Annotated in this window: 9 protein-coding genes; 5 read left to right on the top strand and 4 right to left on the bottom strand. The window is 66.2% G+C overall.

Translation table 11 applies throughout. From position 1 onward, the window contains the following. Positions 1-55 precede the first annotated feature (55 nt). Both LDO54_RS07480 and LDO54_RS07475 read right to left on the bottom strand, forming a co-directional pair. Entirely contained in the window at positions 56-757 is a 702-nt protein-coding gene (locus LDO54_RS07480) for an ABC transporter ATP-binding protein (RefSeq protein ID WP_224008736.1), read from the bottom strand. Further along, positions 754-3,576: an ABC transporter permease subunit gene (locus LDO54_RS07475; RefSeq protein ID WP_224008734.1), complete on the bottom strand. Its 2,823-nt coding sequence runs from the start codon at positions 3,574-3,576 to the stop codon at positions 754-756. Before LDO54_RS07475 ends, LDO54_RS07480 begins: the two co-directional genes overlap by 4 nt. A gap of 534 nt (positions 3,577-4,110) precedes the next feature. Here LDO54_RS07475 and LDO54_RS07470 point away from each other — a divergent pair. Next, positions 4,111-5,208 (top strand): porin, encoded by a 1,098-nt coding sequence (locus tag LDO54_RS07470; protein WP_224008732.1) that lies wholly within the window; start codon positions 4,111-4,113, stop codon positions 5,206-5,208. A 37-nt stretch (positions 5,209-5,245) separates the two neighbouring features. On the opposite strand, the gene LDO54_RS07465 is transcribed toward LDO54_RS07470, so the two are convergent. After that, complete coding sequence (locus LDO54_RS07465; protein WP_224008730.1) at positions 5,246-5,863, bottom strand: TetR/AcrR family transcriptional regulator; 618 nt, start codon at positions 5,861-5,863, stop codon at positions 5,246-5,248. A gap of 341 nt (positions 5,864-6,204) precedes the next feature. On the opposite strand from LDO54_RS07465, the gene LDO54_RS07460 reads away from it, so the two are divergent. The 4 genes from LDO54_RS07460 to LDO54_RS07445 all read left to right on the top strand — a co-directional run bounded on the left by LDO54_RS07460 (position 6,205) and on the right by LDO54_RS07445 (position 13,962). Next, positions 6,205-7,464, top strand: a complete 1,260-nt coding sequence (locus LDO54_RS07460) for an efflux RND transporter periplasmic adaptor subunit (protein WP_224008728.1) — start codon at positions 6,205-6,207, stop codon at positions 7,462-7,464. A 9-nt stretch (positions 7,465-7,473) separates the two neighbouring features. Further along, the gene (locus tag LDO54_RS07455; protein WP_224008727.1) at positions 7,474-10,713 is read left to right on the top strand and encodes an efflux RND transporter permease subunit; all 3,240 of its coding nucleotides are present in this window, start codon (positions 7,474-7,476) and stop codon (positions 10,711-10,713) included. Next, on the top strand, positions 10,710-12,212 hold the full coding sequence (locus LDO54_RS07450) for an efflux transporter outer membrane subunit (protein ID WP_224008725.1): 1,503 nt from the start codon (positions 10,710-10,712) through the stop codon (positions 12,210-12,212). The genes LDO54_RS07455 and LDO54_RS07450 overlap by 4 nt, the downstream gene beginning before the upstream one ends. Positions 12,213-12,420: 208 nt before the next feature. Next, complete coding sequence (locus tag LDO54_RS07445; RefSeq protein ID WP_224008723.1) at positions 12,421-13,962, top strand: methyl-accepting chemotaxis protein; 1,542 nt, start codon at positions 12,421-12,423, stop codon at positions 13,960-13,962. On the opposite strand, the gene LDO54_RS07440 is transcribed toward LDO54_RS07445, so the two are convergent. Continuing rightward, positions 13,963-15,198, bottom strand: coding sequence for an NADH:flavin oxidoreductase/NADH oxidase family protein (locus LDO54_RS07440; protein WP_224008721.1), 1,236 nt, complete (start codon positions 15,196-15,198; stop codon positions 13,963-13,965). Positions 15,199-15,342: the final 144 nt, after the last annotated feature.

The following is a 15,342-nucleotide window of genomic DNA, read 5'->3' as shown; positions in this document are numbered from 1 at the left end:
TGGCGGAAGCGGTGAGAGTTGAATGTGTTGAGCGGAGTGTCGATGCGCGAAGCGTTCAGACATCGACGGCGTGACCGAGATAGATCCCTTCGATTTCCTCGGCGCGCGCGAGCAGTTCGTCGCGGCGCAGATGCAGCTTCACGACGCCCTCGGCCACGATGGCCGCGTGCGTCGCCATGCGTTCGGCGATATGGATGTGCTGTTCGACGGCGAGCACGGCGGTGCCATCCTGGCGCGCGCGTTCGACCACGGCGTCGACGAGCCGGCGCGCCATCGCGGGACTGAGGCCGAACGTCAGTTCGTCGAGCAGCACCACGCGCGGACGGCGCAGCAGTGCGCGCGCCACGGCCACCATCTGCTGCTCGCCGCCGCTCAACTGCCCCGCGCGCACGTGCAGGCGCGCTTCGAGTTCGGGAAAGATATCGAGCAGCGCGTCGGGCGCGAGATCGGCGAGCCGCATGTTCTCCGCGACCGTGAGCGAGGCGAACAGGCTGCGCCCCTTGATGACGAGGCCGGTGCCGCGACGCGCGCGCGTATGCGGTGCGCCCGCGAGCGGCTGGCCGTCGAGCAGGATCTCGCCTTCGACTTGCGGCAGAAAGCCCGCGACGGCAAGCAGCGTGGTGGACTTGCCCGCGCCGTTGCGGCCGAGCAGCGCGACGATCTCGCCCGCATGCACATCGAGCGTGACGTCGCGCAGGATCTGGCGGCGGCCATAGCCCGCGCGCAGGCCGCGCAGACTCAGAACGGGCGTGCTCATGCGAGGGCTCCTTTGCGGATCTGCTCTTGCGTATTTGATTCGATATCCTGATCGGTTTCGATTTCAGCGATCTCGTCCGCATCGAGCGGATCGCCCAGATACGCGCGCCGCACGGCGGGCAGGCGCAGCACCTCGGCGGGCGTGCCGCGCGCGATCACGCGTCCCGCGTCCATGACGATGGCGGCGTCGCAGGTGGCGAGCACGACGTCGATGTTGTGCTCGACCAGCAGGATCGCCACGCCGAGTTCGCGCGCCGCGCGCCGGATCACGCCGATCGCATGCTGGCGCGCCTCGGGGCTCAGCGCGGCGGCGGGCTCGTCGAGGCAGAGCACGCGGGGACGCGCCGCGAGCGCGCGGGCCAGCGTCACGCGCGCCTGCCAGCCGAGCGAGAGCGTGTCGGCGGCAGCGTCGAGATGATGGACGACGCCCGCGACCTGGGCCGCCGCATGGACGGTCTGTAGCGAACGACGCGGCGCGAGGCCGAACGGCGCGGCGAACCACGCCCAGGCGTCTTTCGGCTCGGCGGCGGTTTCGAGGTTCTCGCGCACCGAGAGGTCGTCGAACAGCAGATGGTCCTGGAACGTGCGCGTGAGGCCGTGCGCCACGCGCTGCTGCGGCGCGCGCGCCGTGACATCGACGCCTTGCATGCGCACGCGGCCCGCGCGCGCCGGAACGAAGCCGGTCAGCGCATCGACGAGACTGCTCTTGCCCGCGCCGTTCGCGCCGAGCACGCCCAGCACTTCGCCGGGGGCGATGCGCAGGCTCACGCCGTCGACCACCACGGTGTCGCCGTAGGCCACGCGCAAGTCCTCGACTTCGAGCGCGGCGGTGTGGGTGTCGGCATCGGTGGGCGCGCGGCTCAGGCTGTCGCGCAACGCGTGCGCGTCGAGTGTGGGCTGCGCGTGCTGGACGCGCGGCCACTGCACGAGTGCGCGAATCGGCTTGCGCCACGCGTCGGGCAGATGCGCCACGCCGCGCAGGATTTGCGCGACCACGCCGTCCGGTTCGCTGATCAGCACGAACACGAGATTGAGCGCGAGCACGAGCGCGACCCAGTCGTTGATCGTGCCGCCGAACGAGAGCAGTTGCGCGAGCGCGCCGCCCGGCGCGAACACGCCCGCGAGCACGCCGCCGAACAGATAGCCCGCGCCGGAGAGCACGGCCATGCTGAGCACCGCGAGCGAATCGGCCCATGCGTAGCCTTCGCCGAAACGCTGGCCGCCGACCGTGCCGCTCTGTGCGGCGAGCAGTGCGCCCGCGAGTCCGGCGAGCGCGGCCGAGAGCACGAAGGCCGCGATCTTCGCGTGCGGCACGGCCACGCCGCACGCGGCGGCGGCGCGTTCGTTCGAGCGCATCGCAAGAATGCGGCGGCCCGCGCGGCTGCGCCGCAGCGCGGCCACGGCGAGCGCGGCGAGCGCCGTCACGCCCCACGCGAGCAATGCGAAGCGGCGCGGGTCGAGCGCGTTGTCGAACGAGAGGCCGAACAGCGAGATGTCGCCGATGCGCCAGCCTTGCACGCCGTTGACGAAGCGGTCGGACGTAAAGACCCAGGTTTCGAGGATGGCCGCGATGGCGAGCGTCGCGATCGTCAGGCCGATGCCGCGTAGACGCGCGCTCGGCAACCCGATGGCGAAACCGGCCGCGCCCGCCGCGAGCGCCGTGCCCGCGAGCGTCGCGCCGAACGGCGCGCCATGCTGCCCGAGCCAGCCCGCGAACAGCACCGAGGCGCCCGCGAGGCCGAGCGGCAGCAGGCTCACCTGGCCCGCGTAACCGGTGGAGACCACGACCGCGAGCCCGATCAGCGCGAAGATCGCGGTGAGCGCGAGCGTGTCGGACCAGTAATCGGGCAGCGTGTAGACGAGCGCCGCGAGCGTCGCCGCGCCGAGCGCGAGACCGAACGGACTCACGCGGCCGCTGCCGACGCGAAAGAGGCGCGGTGTGTCGAAGGTGCCGCGTCCCGGCAGATTGCGTCCGCTCACCACCAGCGCGACGAGCGTGACGAGATAGGGAATCGACTTGCCGAGCCCTGGCTCGATCGACAGACCGATCGCGAGCGATTCCGCCACGCCCGCCGCGACGGCCACCGCGAGCGCCACGCCGAAGCGCCGGAAGCCCGCGATCAGCGCCGCGCCCAGCGCGGGAATCACGAGGCTGCTCAGCGAGTTCGGGCTGAGCGCGGTGATCGGCGAAAGCAGGATGCCCGCGAGCGCCGCAAGCAGCCCGCTGATGCCCCACGCGGCCGCGCCCCACGGATGCGGCGAATAGCCGAGCGCCTGCGCGCCGAGCGGGCTGTCCTGCAGCGCGGTGGTGGCGTGGCCGAAGCGCGTGCGCTCGAACAGCAGCGTGAGCAGCACGGTGAGCGCGACCGCCGCGCCGAGCAGCACGAGCGCGAGATACTGCACGTGCGCGCCGAACAGCGTGGTGCCGCCCGAGACGAGGAAGCTGTCCACGCGCTCCTGCTGATTGGTCCACACGATGCGCACGGCCGCTTCGAGCATCAACAGCAGGCCGAGCGTGACGAGCGTCTTGGTGGTGGTCGACGCGCCCACGAGACGCCGCCCGACGAAGGCGTAGAACGCGATGCTGACCGTCACGCCCGCCGCGATGCCGAGGCCGATCGCGGGCCACAGCGGCACGCCCGCGTGCGCATGCAATTTCCAGAACGCGTAGGCGGAGGCCATGCCGATGCCGCCTTGCGCGAAGTTGACCACGCCGGTGCCGTGATACACGGCCACGAGTCCGAGCGCGACGAGCGCATACGCGCCGCCGGTGCTGAGCCCGAGCAGCGCGTAATCGATGAGTGCAATGAGCGAATGCATGATCAGTGCGCCAATGAAGCAGGCCGGACGGCGGTTGCCGCGACGGAAAGATCCGCTTGCATGTCGATATCTCCAGGGCAGCGCCGTAAATGGCGGATTGAACGGTGGAAGCGCCGGCATCGAAGCGGGATTGCCGGCTGGATCAACCATTATGTTCAGCGAACGATTAATTCAAAACCGCCAATTTCTGAAAAGCTAAAGAGATATCGGCGCTTGGCTCGCGTGGCGCGTTTGTGATAACGCGTGGCGTGCATCGAGCGAAAAAATTCTTCGTAACAGAAGCGGCATCGCACTGCGCAGCAAGCAGATAAAAAGCCTGAAAACGCAGCGCTATTCATGTTCATGCGCGCGAGAAAGTTGCTATCGCAATCAAATAATCGGCGTTAGCTAGGGCTTCGGGAAACTGCATTGCGAAGCAGTGCCGCGTTCATTTGATTCGGAGATTTGCTGCTTTGCCGATTGTCGTTTTTCACTGAACAATCCTGTCGGCTTTTCGGCTTCATCCCACGAAACTGATCGACAGGAGTCCTGGATTTGAATCGCACGATTTGGTTGACAGCGTCGCTGACGACGCTGCTGGCGGCAAGCGCCGCACACGCGCAAAGCAGTGTGACCTTGTATGGCCGGCTCGATACCGGCATCGAATATATGAGCGGCGTGCCGACGAGTAACGGCAGCGCGTCGCGCTGGCGCGCCGAGAACGGCGACTTCAGCGCGAGCATGTGGGGGCTCAAGGGCGTGGAGGATCTGGGCGGCGGACTGAAGGCGCTGTTTCAGCTCGAAGGCGCGCTGAACGTCACGAATGGCGCGGGCCCTGGTGACGGGCAATTGTTCAATCGCCTCGCGTTCGTCGGTTTGGGCAGCGAGCGTTACGGCACGGTGTTATTCGGCCGTCAGTTCTTTATTGCCAACGGCGTGTGGGATTTCGATCCGTTCGGGCAATCGGCATGGGCGTCGGGGTCGCTCGTGCGCGGCAGAAATTGGCCCTCGTCGAGCAATACGATTTCGTATCAGTCGCCGAGATATGCGGGCTTCGATTTTTACGGGCAATACGCGCTGTCCAATGCCACGAACTGGAACGGCAATGGCACGACGGCGCAAGGCCGCGAGGCGGGCGCGCAAATCACCTATACGTCGGCGTTATTCCAGTTGCGCGGCATTTACGACGAAATCCGCGATCCGGCCAATGGTCAATTCGACGATCCGTTTACGGCCTCGCGCGAATACACGGCCGCGCTCAATGTGTTTCTCGGGCCGTTCAAGATTCAGGGCGCGTATCAGGCGATCCGCACCTCGGGCGGCAGCGCGACGGCGGGCGTCGCGCCCACGACGCTCGATCACGAATGGGGCGGGGTGACGTGGCGCATCTCGCCCGCTGCCGCGTTGATCGCGGCGGTCTATCACGTCAACGCGAACAAGGGCGGCGGCAACGCGACGATCTACACGGTGGGCGGCTCGTACAACCTCTCGACGCGCACGCTGCTCGACTTCCAGGCGGCCAGCGTGCGCAACAGCAGCAGCGCGAACTTCTCGCTCAACGCCAACGCGGCGGGCACGGGCGCGGCGAGCGGCAACCCGATCGCGGGCGCGTCGCAGACCGGCGTCTACGCGGGCATTCAGCACGTGTTCTAACGGTGTCGCTACATACACTGCACACGTCGCGGGCGCATCATCTCGCCGATGACGCGCCCGCCGCATAAGCAGCCATAAACACGTCCACGGCGCGGTTCACCACCGGCGTGAGTTTCGCGCGCGACGTCTTCACCTCGTAGCCGAGCAGGGCGAGTTCGACCAGTTCGGCTTCGATCAGCGCGAGCAGATGGCGCGCGGCGACTTCCGGCTCGCACGGGCGCATCGTGCGCGCCTCGATGGCGCTCGCGAGGAAGTCGCGCACATGCATCAGACCCTGCTGCGGACCCGTTTCGTAAAGCACGCGCCCGACGTTCGAGCGATCGACCTCTTGCACGCAGAGGCGGCGCGTGGACAGAAACGAGGGTTGCAGCACCGCGTTCAGATAATGCAGCCCGAACGCGGTCAGCGACTCGCGCAGCGGCACGTCGAGCGTCAGGCGGTCGAACGCCTGGCGGATTTCGGAGCCTGCGCGGCTCGTCATTGTTTCAGCAAATAACGCCTCTTTCGACTCGAAATAGCTATAGAGCGTGGCCTTCGACGCGCCCGATCGCGTTGCGATTTGCGTCATCGAAGCCTGCTCGAAGCCGACCTCCCGAAACACGTCCAGGGCAGCGTCGATAATGGATTGGCGCTTTTCTTCCGTTTTCTTTCTCATGCGGACTCCGGTCCCGATCCCACTGACTCGCCCCTTCCCGCGCTCGTCTGCATCGTCGCGGCGTCGTGCCGTGATGGTGACGATTTGAAACATCTGCGTGACGGCGCAAACCTGTAATCGGATTGACAGCGATCATGGGTTCAATTATAAACCATACCGTTCAGTTTAGTTATTCGGAATTGCAGCGCGAGTCTGGAATTCAGGGTTGGAACGGGATGAGCGGGCACCGGGCTGCCGTTCAAAGCCTTCATTTCCCCTTGTTCGATCCTTACCGATTCTTTCCGCGCCGCATCGCTCCGCGCCTCGCCCGGTCTGGAGCATCAACGTATTCGATGGGATCTATGCCGCAACTCAAACCTACAAGCCGTGGAGCCGCGCACACGCCGCGCTGGCTCGCCGCCGCGCTCGTTTGCGCGTCCGTGCTGGCGATCGCCGGTTGTCAGCGCCACGGGGCCGACATGCCCGCCGCGCAAGCCGTCGATGTCGGCGTGCGCACGCTCGCGCCGCAACGCATCGTGATGACGGCGGAACTGTCCGGGCGTCTGTCCTCGCTGAAAGTGTCCGACGTGCGCCCGCAGATCGGCGGCATCGTGCAGAAGCGTCTGTTCGTCGAAGGTTCGGACGTGAAGGCCGGTCAGGTGCTCTATCAGATCGACCCCGCCACTTATCAGGCGACCTACGATCAGGCGCGCGGCACGCTTGCGAAGGCCGAGGCCACGCTGGCGTCGGCGAAAACCAAGGCCGACCGCTACGCGCAGCTCGTGAAGATCAACGCCGTGAGCGCGCAGGACAACGACGACGCCATCGCCGCCGTGCGCGAGGACGAGGCCGACGTGATCGCGGATCGCGCCTCGCTCGAATCGGCGCGCATCAACCTCGGCTATACGCGGATTACCGCGCCCATTTCCGGGCGCATCGGCTCGTCGTCGGTGACCGAGGGCGCGCTCGTGACGTCCGACCAGACCACGGCGCTCGCGACGATTCACGCTTACGACGAGATGTATCTCGACGTGACGCGTTCGAGCGCCGACTGGCTGCGTCTGCGCAAGGCGTTCGCGTCGGGCCGCATGAAGCGCGCGGGCAACGGCGCGGCCGTGCAGCTCGTGATGGAGGACGGCACGCCTTACACGCACACGGGCGTGCTCCAGTTCTCGGGCATCACCGTCGATGCCACCACCGGTTCGGTCACGCTGCGCACGATCTTCCCGAATCCCGAAGGCGAATTGCTGCCGGGCATGTTCGTGCGCGCGCAGCTCGACGAAGGCGAAAGCGCGAGCGCGCTGCTGGTGCCGCAACTGGCCGTCACGCGCGCGTCGGATGGGGCGGCGAGCGTCTATGTCGTCGATGCGACGGGCCACGCGAAACAGGTTTCGGTGCAGGCCGACAGCGCTTACGGCGATCAGTGGGTCGTCACGAGCGGACTGAAGGCGGGCGACCGCGTGATCGTCGACGGCTTGCAGAAGGTGCAGGCGGGCGCGGCGGTGCATGTGGCCGCGGATTCGGCTTCGGCGGCATCGGCTGTATCGGCGGCATCGTCGGCGGCATCGGCAGGTTCGGCGGCGGATGCTGCCGCGTCGTCGCCGGCCGCGAAGGCATCGTAAGGAGGGCGCATGGCAGGCTTCTTTATCCAGCGCCCGATCCTCGCGTGGGTCATCGCAATCGTCATCATGCTGATTGGCGGCGCGGCGACCACCACGCTGCCGATCGAGCAATATCCGACCATCGCGCCGCCTTCGGTGCAGGTCACGGCGACCTATCCGGGCGCATCCGCCGACACGGTCGCGAAGACCGTCACGCAGGTCATCGAGCAGAAGCTTTCGGGCATCGATAACCTGCTCTATATGTCGTCGACGAGCAGCGGCGCGGGCCAGGCGACCATCACGCTGACCTTCAAGCCCGGCACCGATCCCGACATCGCGCAGGTGCAGGTCCAGAACAAGGTGACCCAGGCGAGCGCCTCGCTGCCCGAAACGGTGCAGGAGCAGGGCGTGCAGGTGGCGAAGGCGTCGAGCGACTTTCTGATGATCGTCGCGCTGTCCTCGCCGGGCGGCACGCTCAATTCCATCGATCTCGGCAACGTGATCGCCACGCAGCTCGAAGACCCGCTCACGCAGATCAACGGTGTGGGCGACGTGACGCTGTTCGGCGCGCAGCACGCCATGCGCATCTGGCTCGATCCGGTCAAGCTGCGCAGCTTCGGCCTCACGGCTTCCGACGTGACGACCGCGGTCACCAACCAGAACGTGCAGCTCTCCGTCGGCGAACTCGGCGGCGCGCCCGCTACGGACTCCCAGGCAATCAACGCGACGATCTCCTCGTCGAGTCTGCTGACCTCGCCCGAGCAGTTCGGCGACATCCTGCTGCGCGTGAACAGCGACGGCTCGAAGGTGCGCGTGAAAGACGTCGCGCGCGTGGAAGTGGGCGGCGATTCGTACGATACGTCGTCGCGTCTCGACGGCAAGCCGGCCTCGGCGCTGGCGGTCAAGCTCTCGACCGGCGCGAACGCGATGGCGGTCGCGAAGGCCGTGCGCGCGAAGCTCGTGGAATTGCAGCCGCAACTGCCGAAGGACGTGGCGATTGCGTATCCGTACGATTCGACGCCGTTCGTGAAGATCTCGATCGAGGAGGTCATGAAGACCCTCTTCGAAGCGGTGATCCTCGTGTTCCTCGTGATGTATCTGTTCCTGCAGAATCTGCGCGCGACGCTGATTCCGACCATCGTCGTGCCGGTCGCGCTGCTGGGCACGCTGGGCGTGATGTCGGCAATCGGCTTCTCGATCAACGTGCTGTCGATGTTCGCGATGGTGCTGGCGATCGGCCTGCTCGTCGACGACGCCATCGTGGTGGTGGAGAACGTCGAGCGCATCATGGCCGAGGAAAAGCTCGACGCGAAGGCCGCGACGAAGAAGGCGATGGGCCAGATCACCGGCGCGCTCGTGGGCGTGACCACGGTGCTCACGGCCGTGTTCATTCCGATGGCGTTCTTCTCGGGCTCGACCGGCGCGATCTACCGGCAGTTCTCGGTCACCATCGTCTCGGCGATGGTGCTTTCGGTGCTGCTGGCGATGACGCTCACGCCCGCGCTGTGCGCGAGCCTGCTGAGCCCGGCCGCCGTCGAGCATCATGAACGGCGAGGTTTGCTCGGCGCGTTCAACCGCTTCTTCACGAAAAGCAATGCGCGCTACAGCAACACGCTCGCGCGCGTGGTCGCGAAGCCGGCGCGCTGGATGCTGGGCTACGCGCTGATCGCGGGCGTCGTGGGCATTCTGTATGTGACGCTGCCTTCGTCGTATCTGCCGGAAGAAGACCAGGGCTCGATCATGGTGTCGATCTCGGCGCCGGTCGGCACGCCCGCGTCGAAGACGGTCAAGACCGTCGAAGCCGTCGAGCAGTATTTCCTCAAGCAAGGCGCGGTCTCGCACGTGATGGCCGTGAACGGCTTCAGCTTCAACGGGCAAGGGCAGAACAACGCGCTCGCGTTCGTGCAGTTGAAGGACTGGAGCGTGCGCGGCTCGAACGACAGCGCGCAGGCGGTGATCAATCGCGCGAACGCCGCGTTCGCGGGCAATCGCGACGCGCAGGTCTTCGTGATGAACGAGCCTGCGATTCACGGCCTCGGCACGCAAAGCGGGCTCGACTTCGAAATCGAGGACCGCGCGGGCCAGGGCCACGACAAGCTGCTCAAGGCGCGCAATCAGTTCATCGCGCTGGCCGCGAAGGAACCGGCGCTGTCGATGACGCGCGCCGCCGGTCTCGAAGACACGCCGCAGCTTTACGTCGATATCGACCGTGAAAAGGCGAGCGCGCTCGGGTTGTCGATTTCCGATGTCGATTCGACGCTGTCCACCGCGTTCGGCTCGTCGTACGTGAACAATTACATCGATACGGGCCGCATCCAGAAGGTTTATGTGCAGGCCGACGCGCCTTATCGCATGATGCCGAACGACGTGGGGCAGTGGTATGTGCGGGCGGATTCGTCGTCGTCCTCGTCTTCGTCTTCTTCGTCATCGAGTTCTTCGTCGTCGTCGAGTTCGTCGTCCACTTCGACCACGAGCACGTCCGGTTACGACAGCCAGATGGTGCCGTTCTCCGCGTTCGCTAAAACGCGCTGGACCTTCGGCCCGCCGCAGATCGAGCGCTACAACCGCGAACTCGCGATGGAGATGAGCGCGCAACCGGCACCTGGCGTCAGCACGGGCCAGGCCATGGCCGCCGTCCAGAACATCGCGAAGCAATTGCCGACCGGATTCGGCATCGAGTGGACCGGCCAGTCGTATCAGGAAGTGCTCGCGGGCTCGCAGGCGACCTACCTGTACGCGATTTCGCTGATCGTGGTGTTCCTCTGTCTCGCGGGCCTTTATGAAAGCTGGTCGGTGCCGATTGCCGTGATTCTCGTGGTGCCGATCGGCGTGCTCGGCGCGCTGCTCGGCGCGCATATGCGCGGCCTCTCGAACGACGTCTACTTCAAGGTCGGCCTGCTGACGACCATCGGTCTCGCGACCAAGAACGCGATTCTGATCGTCGAGTTCGCGAAGGATTTGCAGGCGCAAGGCCGCGGATTGGTGGAGGCCACGCTCGAAGCGGCGCATCAGCGTCTGCGTCCGATTCTCATGACGTCGCTGGCGTTCGTGTTCGGCGTGCTGCCGCTCGTGGTGAGCACGGGTGCGGGCTCGGCCGCGCGTCACGCGATCGGCACCGGCGTGGCCGGCGGCATGATCGCGGCCACCGCGCTCGCGATCTTCTTCGTGCCCGTGTTCTTTATCGTCGTGCGCAAGCTGTTCAAGGAGCACGGCGATGTCCGCAAGGACGATGCAGACGGCAAGGATCAGTCTGCGAAGGATTCCGAATGAAATTGAAGCTTTTATCCGTGCTCTGCGCCGTTGCGCTGAGCGCGTGTTCTCTCGATCCCGCTTATCAGCGGCCCGCCGCGCCGGTCGATTCCGCATGGCCGACGGGAACGGCTTATGAAACGGGCGCTTCGGCGGCGTCGGCGGCGTCTGCTGCCACCGCGCCTGCCGCGCCCTTCGCCGCCGATGTCGGCTGGCGCGATTACTTCAAGGACCCGCGCCTGCAGAAGCTGATCGCGCTCGCGCTCGACAACAATCGCGATCTGCGTGTGGCCGCGCTTCAGGTGGCCGAGTACGAGGCGCAGTACCGCATCACGCGCGCCGCGCTCGCGCCGACCATCGACGCGGGCGGCTCGATCACCAACACGCGCAGCGACGGCGCGATCAGCCACTCGAATACCGCGTCGGTCGGCACGACCTCGTGGGAAATCGACTTCTTCGGCCGTCTGCGCAGTCTCAAGCGCCAGGCGCTGGAGAACTATCTGTCGAGCGATGCGTCTCGCACCAGCACGCAGCTTACGCTGGTGGCCGACGTGGCGACCGACTTCCTGCAACTGCAATCCGACGAAGCGCTGCTCAAGGTCGCGACCGACACCGTGGCCGCCGACCAGAGCACCTACGATCTCACGGTCAGCATGATGAAGATCGGCAGCGCGTCGTTGCAGGACGTGCGCGAGGCGCAGACCTCGCTCGCGAGCGCGCGGGCGAGCATGGCGTCGTACACGCGCGCCGTCGCACAGGATCGCAACACACTGAGCGCCGAGATCGGCTGCGCGCTGCCCGACGATCTGAGCAGCGGCCCCACGCTGCTCGACAGCGACGCGATGTTCGCCGACGTCGACGCGGGCGCGCCCTCGGACCTGCTCACGCGCCGCCCCGACATCATCGAGGCCGAGCACACGCTCAAGGGCGCGAACGCGAATATCGGCGCGGCGCGCGCGGCGTTCTTCCCGAAGATCGAGTTGACGGCATCGGCGGGCGCGGCGAGCACGAGCCTGTCGCAACTGTTCAAGGCGAGCACGGGCGCGTGGAGTTTCGCGCCGTCGATCACGATGCCGATCTTCGACTACGGCAGCAACAAGGCGTCGCTCGACGTCGCGAAGATCGAGAAGGACATCGATATCGCCGACTACGAGAAGGCCATTCAAACGGCGTTCAAGGAAGTGGCGAATGCGCTGGCAGGCCGCGCGACGTATGTCGATCAGGTGGCGGCGGATCGCGATTACGTGCAGTCGGCGCAGGATTACTACGATCTCGCGCAGGCGCGTTACAAGACCGGCACCGACAGCTTCCTGACCGTGCTGACCGCGCAGCGCACGCTGTATACGGCGCAGGAGCAGCTCGTCACCGATCAGCTGGCGAAGCTGTCGAACCAGGTCACGCTGTATAAGGTGCTGGGCGGCGGCTGGTCGGCGGAGAGTGTGCAGGCGGGGACGGCGACGGGAGAGAAAACCGGGGCGCAAACGGGGACACAAACGCAGGCGCAAACCGCAGCCCGCTAGGCACCCACCCGGCGCCCCACGCCCGGCGCGCCCACTTTCCACACCTCTTCAAGGAGCCCCGCACGCCCGTCCGACGCGGCGCGCGGCGGCCTCCGCAATTACCCGACTCAAGAAGCGCGGCGCCGTGCCGATATGCATTAACCAAATGGTTAATTTTGCGGAAACGTTCATCCCGCACGGCGTCTTTCCCCGTCTTCTTCGAGTCGAAATGAAAGTCTCAACCAAGCTGATCCTTCTCGTGGGCACCGCGCTTGTCGGTGTCATCCTGATCGCTGCGACCACCTTGTCGCAATTGAAGCAGTCGCTCGTCGAAAGCCGGCAGCAGGAGATCACTAACCTGTTGCTCAAGGCCGAGCATCTGGCGCTCTACTATCAGCAGCAGGAAGCACAGGGCAAGCTCACGCGCGACGCCGCGCAGACCGCGGCGAAGGCGGCCATCGGCGAATTGAACGCGGACAGCAAGAGCTATTTCTGGATCACGACGACGGACAGCATCAACCTCGTGCATCCGAACCCGAGCCTGATCGGCACGAAAACGGGCGGTAATCGCACGACGATGGGCGATCTCACCGACACGCAGGCCTATGCGCAAGGGCTGCAACGCGAGCACGTGGCGCTCGTCGACGTGCTGATCCACCGCTCGGCGAACAGTCCGCTCGAACCGAAATTGCAGGGCGTGGTGGCGGTGCCCGCATGGCAATGGTGGATCGGCACGGGCTTTTTCTACGACGATATCAACGCCGCGTTCTGGCGCGTCGCGCGCACGATGATCGCCATCGCGGTGCTGATCTTCGCGGTGGTCGGCACGATGGCGTGGCTCATGACGCGCAGCATCCGCCGCGCGCTCGGCGGCGAACCGGCCGACGCGACGGCGCTGGCCGCGCAGATCGCGGCGGGTAATCTGACCACGCCGATCGCGCTCGCCGCCGGCGACCGTACGAGCCTGATGCACGCGCTGCATGAAATGCGCGTGAAGCTGCGCGATCTCGTGCAGGGCATCCAGCAGTCGAGCGATTCGATCGCCACGGGTTCGTCGGAAATCGCGCAGGGCAACGCCGATCTTTCGCAGCGCACCGAGGAGCAGGCGGCCTCGCTCGAAGAAACGGCGGCGAGCATGGAGCAGCTCACGGCGACGGTCAAGCAGAACGCGGAGAACGCGCGCCAGGCGCGTCAGCTCGCGGTGCTCGCCTCGGATGCGACGGGGCGCGGCGGCAGCGCCGTCGACGAAGTGATCGCGACCATGCAGGGCATCGCGGGCGAGTCGAAGCGCATCGGAGAGATCATCGGCACGATCGAGGGCATCGCGTTCCAGACCAATATTCTGGCGCTCAACGCGGCGGTCGAGGCCGCGCGCGCGGGCGAAGAAGGGCGCGGTTTCGCGGTGGTCGCGGGCGAGGTGCGTTCGCTCGCGCAACGCAGCGCGGCGGCGGCGAAGGACATCAAGGCGCTGATCGGCTCGTCGGTCGATCGCGTGGATGCGGGCTCGGATCAGGTCGCCGTGGCGGGCGAGCGCATGAAGGAAATCGTGCAGTCGATCACGCGCGTGAGCGACATCATGGGCGAGATCGAGGCGGCGTCGGTCGAGCAGAGCACCGGCATCGAGCAGGTCAATCAGGCGGTCTCGCAGATGGATACGGTCACGCAGCAAAACGCGGCGCTGGTCGAGCAGGCGGCTGCCGCCGCAGCTGCGCTCGACGAACAGGCGGCGCGGCTGCGCTCGACGGTGGGCGTGTTCCGTATCGCGGGCTGATCAGCTCTTTGCCTGCTGAACGATCCAGCGTCGGTAGCGGCGCGTGCGCGCCGCTTCGGCGACTTGCTGAACGATCAGCGCACGCAGCGGCGAGACGTTCGGATCGGTCCGCTTTCCCGCGCTCAGCCGCTGCAACTGGAATTTCACGGCGGCCATATTGGCCAGCGACGCGAGCGGCTTGTTCTTCCAAGTGATGGGCGCGAGCGCGGGCGCGGCGTCGTGGCCCGCGCGCCAGTCGCGCGGCAGGTTTGGATCGATCGCGAGCGCCGTGCCGATCCCCACCATATCGACGCCGCTCGCGACCACCTGTTCGGCAATCGCGCGGCGGCGGATGCCGCCCGTGACCATCACGGGCATCGTCGCAATCGTGCGGATATCGCGCGCGAACTCCACGAAATAGGCTTCGCGCGCGAGTGTGCGGCCGTCGCGTGCGTCGCCCTGCATGGCGGGCGCTTCGTAGCTGCCGCCCGACAGCTCGACCAGATCGACGCCAAGTTCGTTGAGCCATTGCACGACGCCGCGCGCGTCGTCGGCACTGAAGCCGCCGCGCTGGAAATCGGCGGAATTCAGTTTGACGGCGACGGCGAATGACGGCGACACGACCGCGCGCACCGCGTTCACGATCTCCAGCAGCAGACGCGCGCGATTCTCCAGCGAGCCGCCCCACCGGTCGGTGCGCCGGTTGCTCAGCGGCGAGAGAAACTGGCTCAGCAAATAGCCGTGCGCCGCATGAATCTCGACGCCGGTGAAGCCCGCGCGCTCGCCGAGTTGCGCGGTGCGTGCGAAGCGCTGAATCACGTCGTCGATGACCTCGTTCGTCATCGCTTGAGGCGTGGCGAAATGCTTCGACATCGTGCCCAACGCGAGCGGCACCGCCGATGGCGCCCACGTCGGCTGCCCGAGATTGGCGCGCATCTGGCGCCCTGGATGATTGATCTGCAGCCAGCATTGCGCGCCGTGCGAGCGGCCGATGCGCGCCCACTCGCGAAATGCTTCGAGGTGCTGATCGTTTTCGAGCACGACGCCGCCGGGTCCGGTCATCGCGCGGCTGTCGACCATCACGTTGCCGGTGATCAAGAGGCCCGCGCCGCCTTCGGCCCACGCCCGATAGAGCCGTATCAGTTGCGCCGACGGCGCGTGATGCGCGTCGGCCATGTTTTCTTCCATCGCGGCTTTGGCGATGCGGTTCGGTATCGACGAACCGTTGGGCAGGGCTAAGGGGTCGAACACATGCATGGCTTCACCTCGTTGGATCGTGTGCCGACTTTAAGGTTGAAGCCAACTTGAATGTCAATGGGCGAGCGGCGGTTTGGGGCGCGAATTTTTTCTATCGTCGCGATAGGGCACGCGACTTGACCTTCAAGTTCACTTTAAGCTTAA

The sequence above is a fragment of the Paraburkholderia tropica genome, assembly GCF_914484835.1.
Taxonomy (GTDB): Bacteria; Pseudomonadota; Gammaproteobacteria; order Burkholderiales; family Burkholderiaceae; genus Paraburkholderia; species Paraburkholderia tropica_A.
The sequence above is the reverse complement of the archived record's forward strand: the minus strand, read 5'-3'. Positions and strand labels throughout refer to the sequence as shown.

Bases quoted from the DNA above. Each gene is read 5' to 3' on its own strand.
- LDO54_RS07455 (WP_224008727.1), top strand. From the start codon at position 7,474: ATGGCAGGCTTCTTTATCCAGCGCCCGATCCTCGCGTGGGTCATCGCA.
- LDO54_RS07465 (WP_224008730.1), bottom strand. From the start codon at position 5,863: ATGAGAAAGAAAACGGAAGAAAAGCGCCAATCCATTATCGACGCTGCC.
- LDO54_RS07440 (WP_224008721.1), bottom strand. From the start codon at position 15,198: ATGCATGTGTTCGACCCCTTAGCCCTGCCCAACGGTTCGTCGATACCG.
- LDO54_RS07450 (WP_224008725.1), top strand. From the start codon at position 10,710: ATGAAATTGAAGCTTTTATCCGTGCTCTGCGCCGTTGCGCTGAGCGCG.
- LDO54_RS07445 (WP_224008723.1), top strand. From the start codon at position 12,421: ATGAAAGTCTCAACCAAGCTGATCCTTCTCGTGGGCACCGCGCTTGTC.
- LDO54_RS07480 (WP_224008736.1), bottom strand. From the start codon at position 757: ATGAGCACGCCCGTTCTGAGTCTGCGCGGCCTGCGCGCGGGCTATGGC.
- LDO54_RS07475 (WP_224008734.1), bottom strand. From the start codon at position 3,576: ATGCATTCGCTCATTGCACTCATCGATTACGCGCTGCTCGGGCTCAGC.
- LDO54_RS07460 (WP_224008728.1), top strand. From the start codon at position 6,205: ATGCCGCAACTCAAACCTACAAGCCGTGGAGCCGCGCACACGCCGCGC.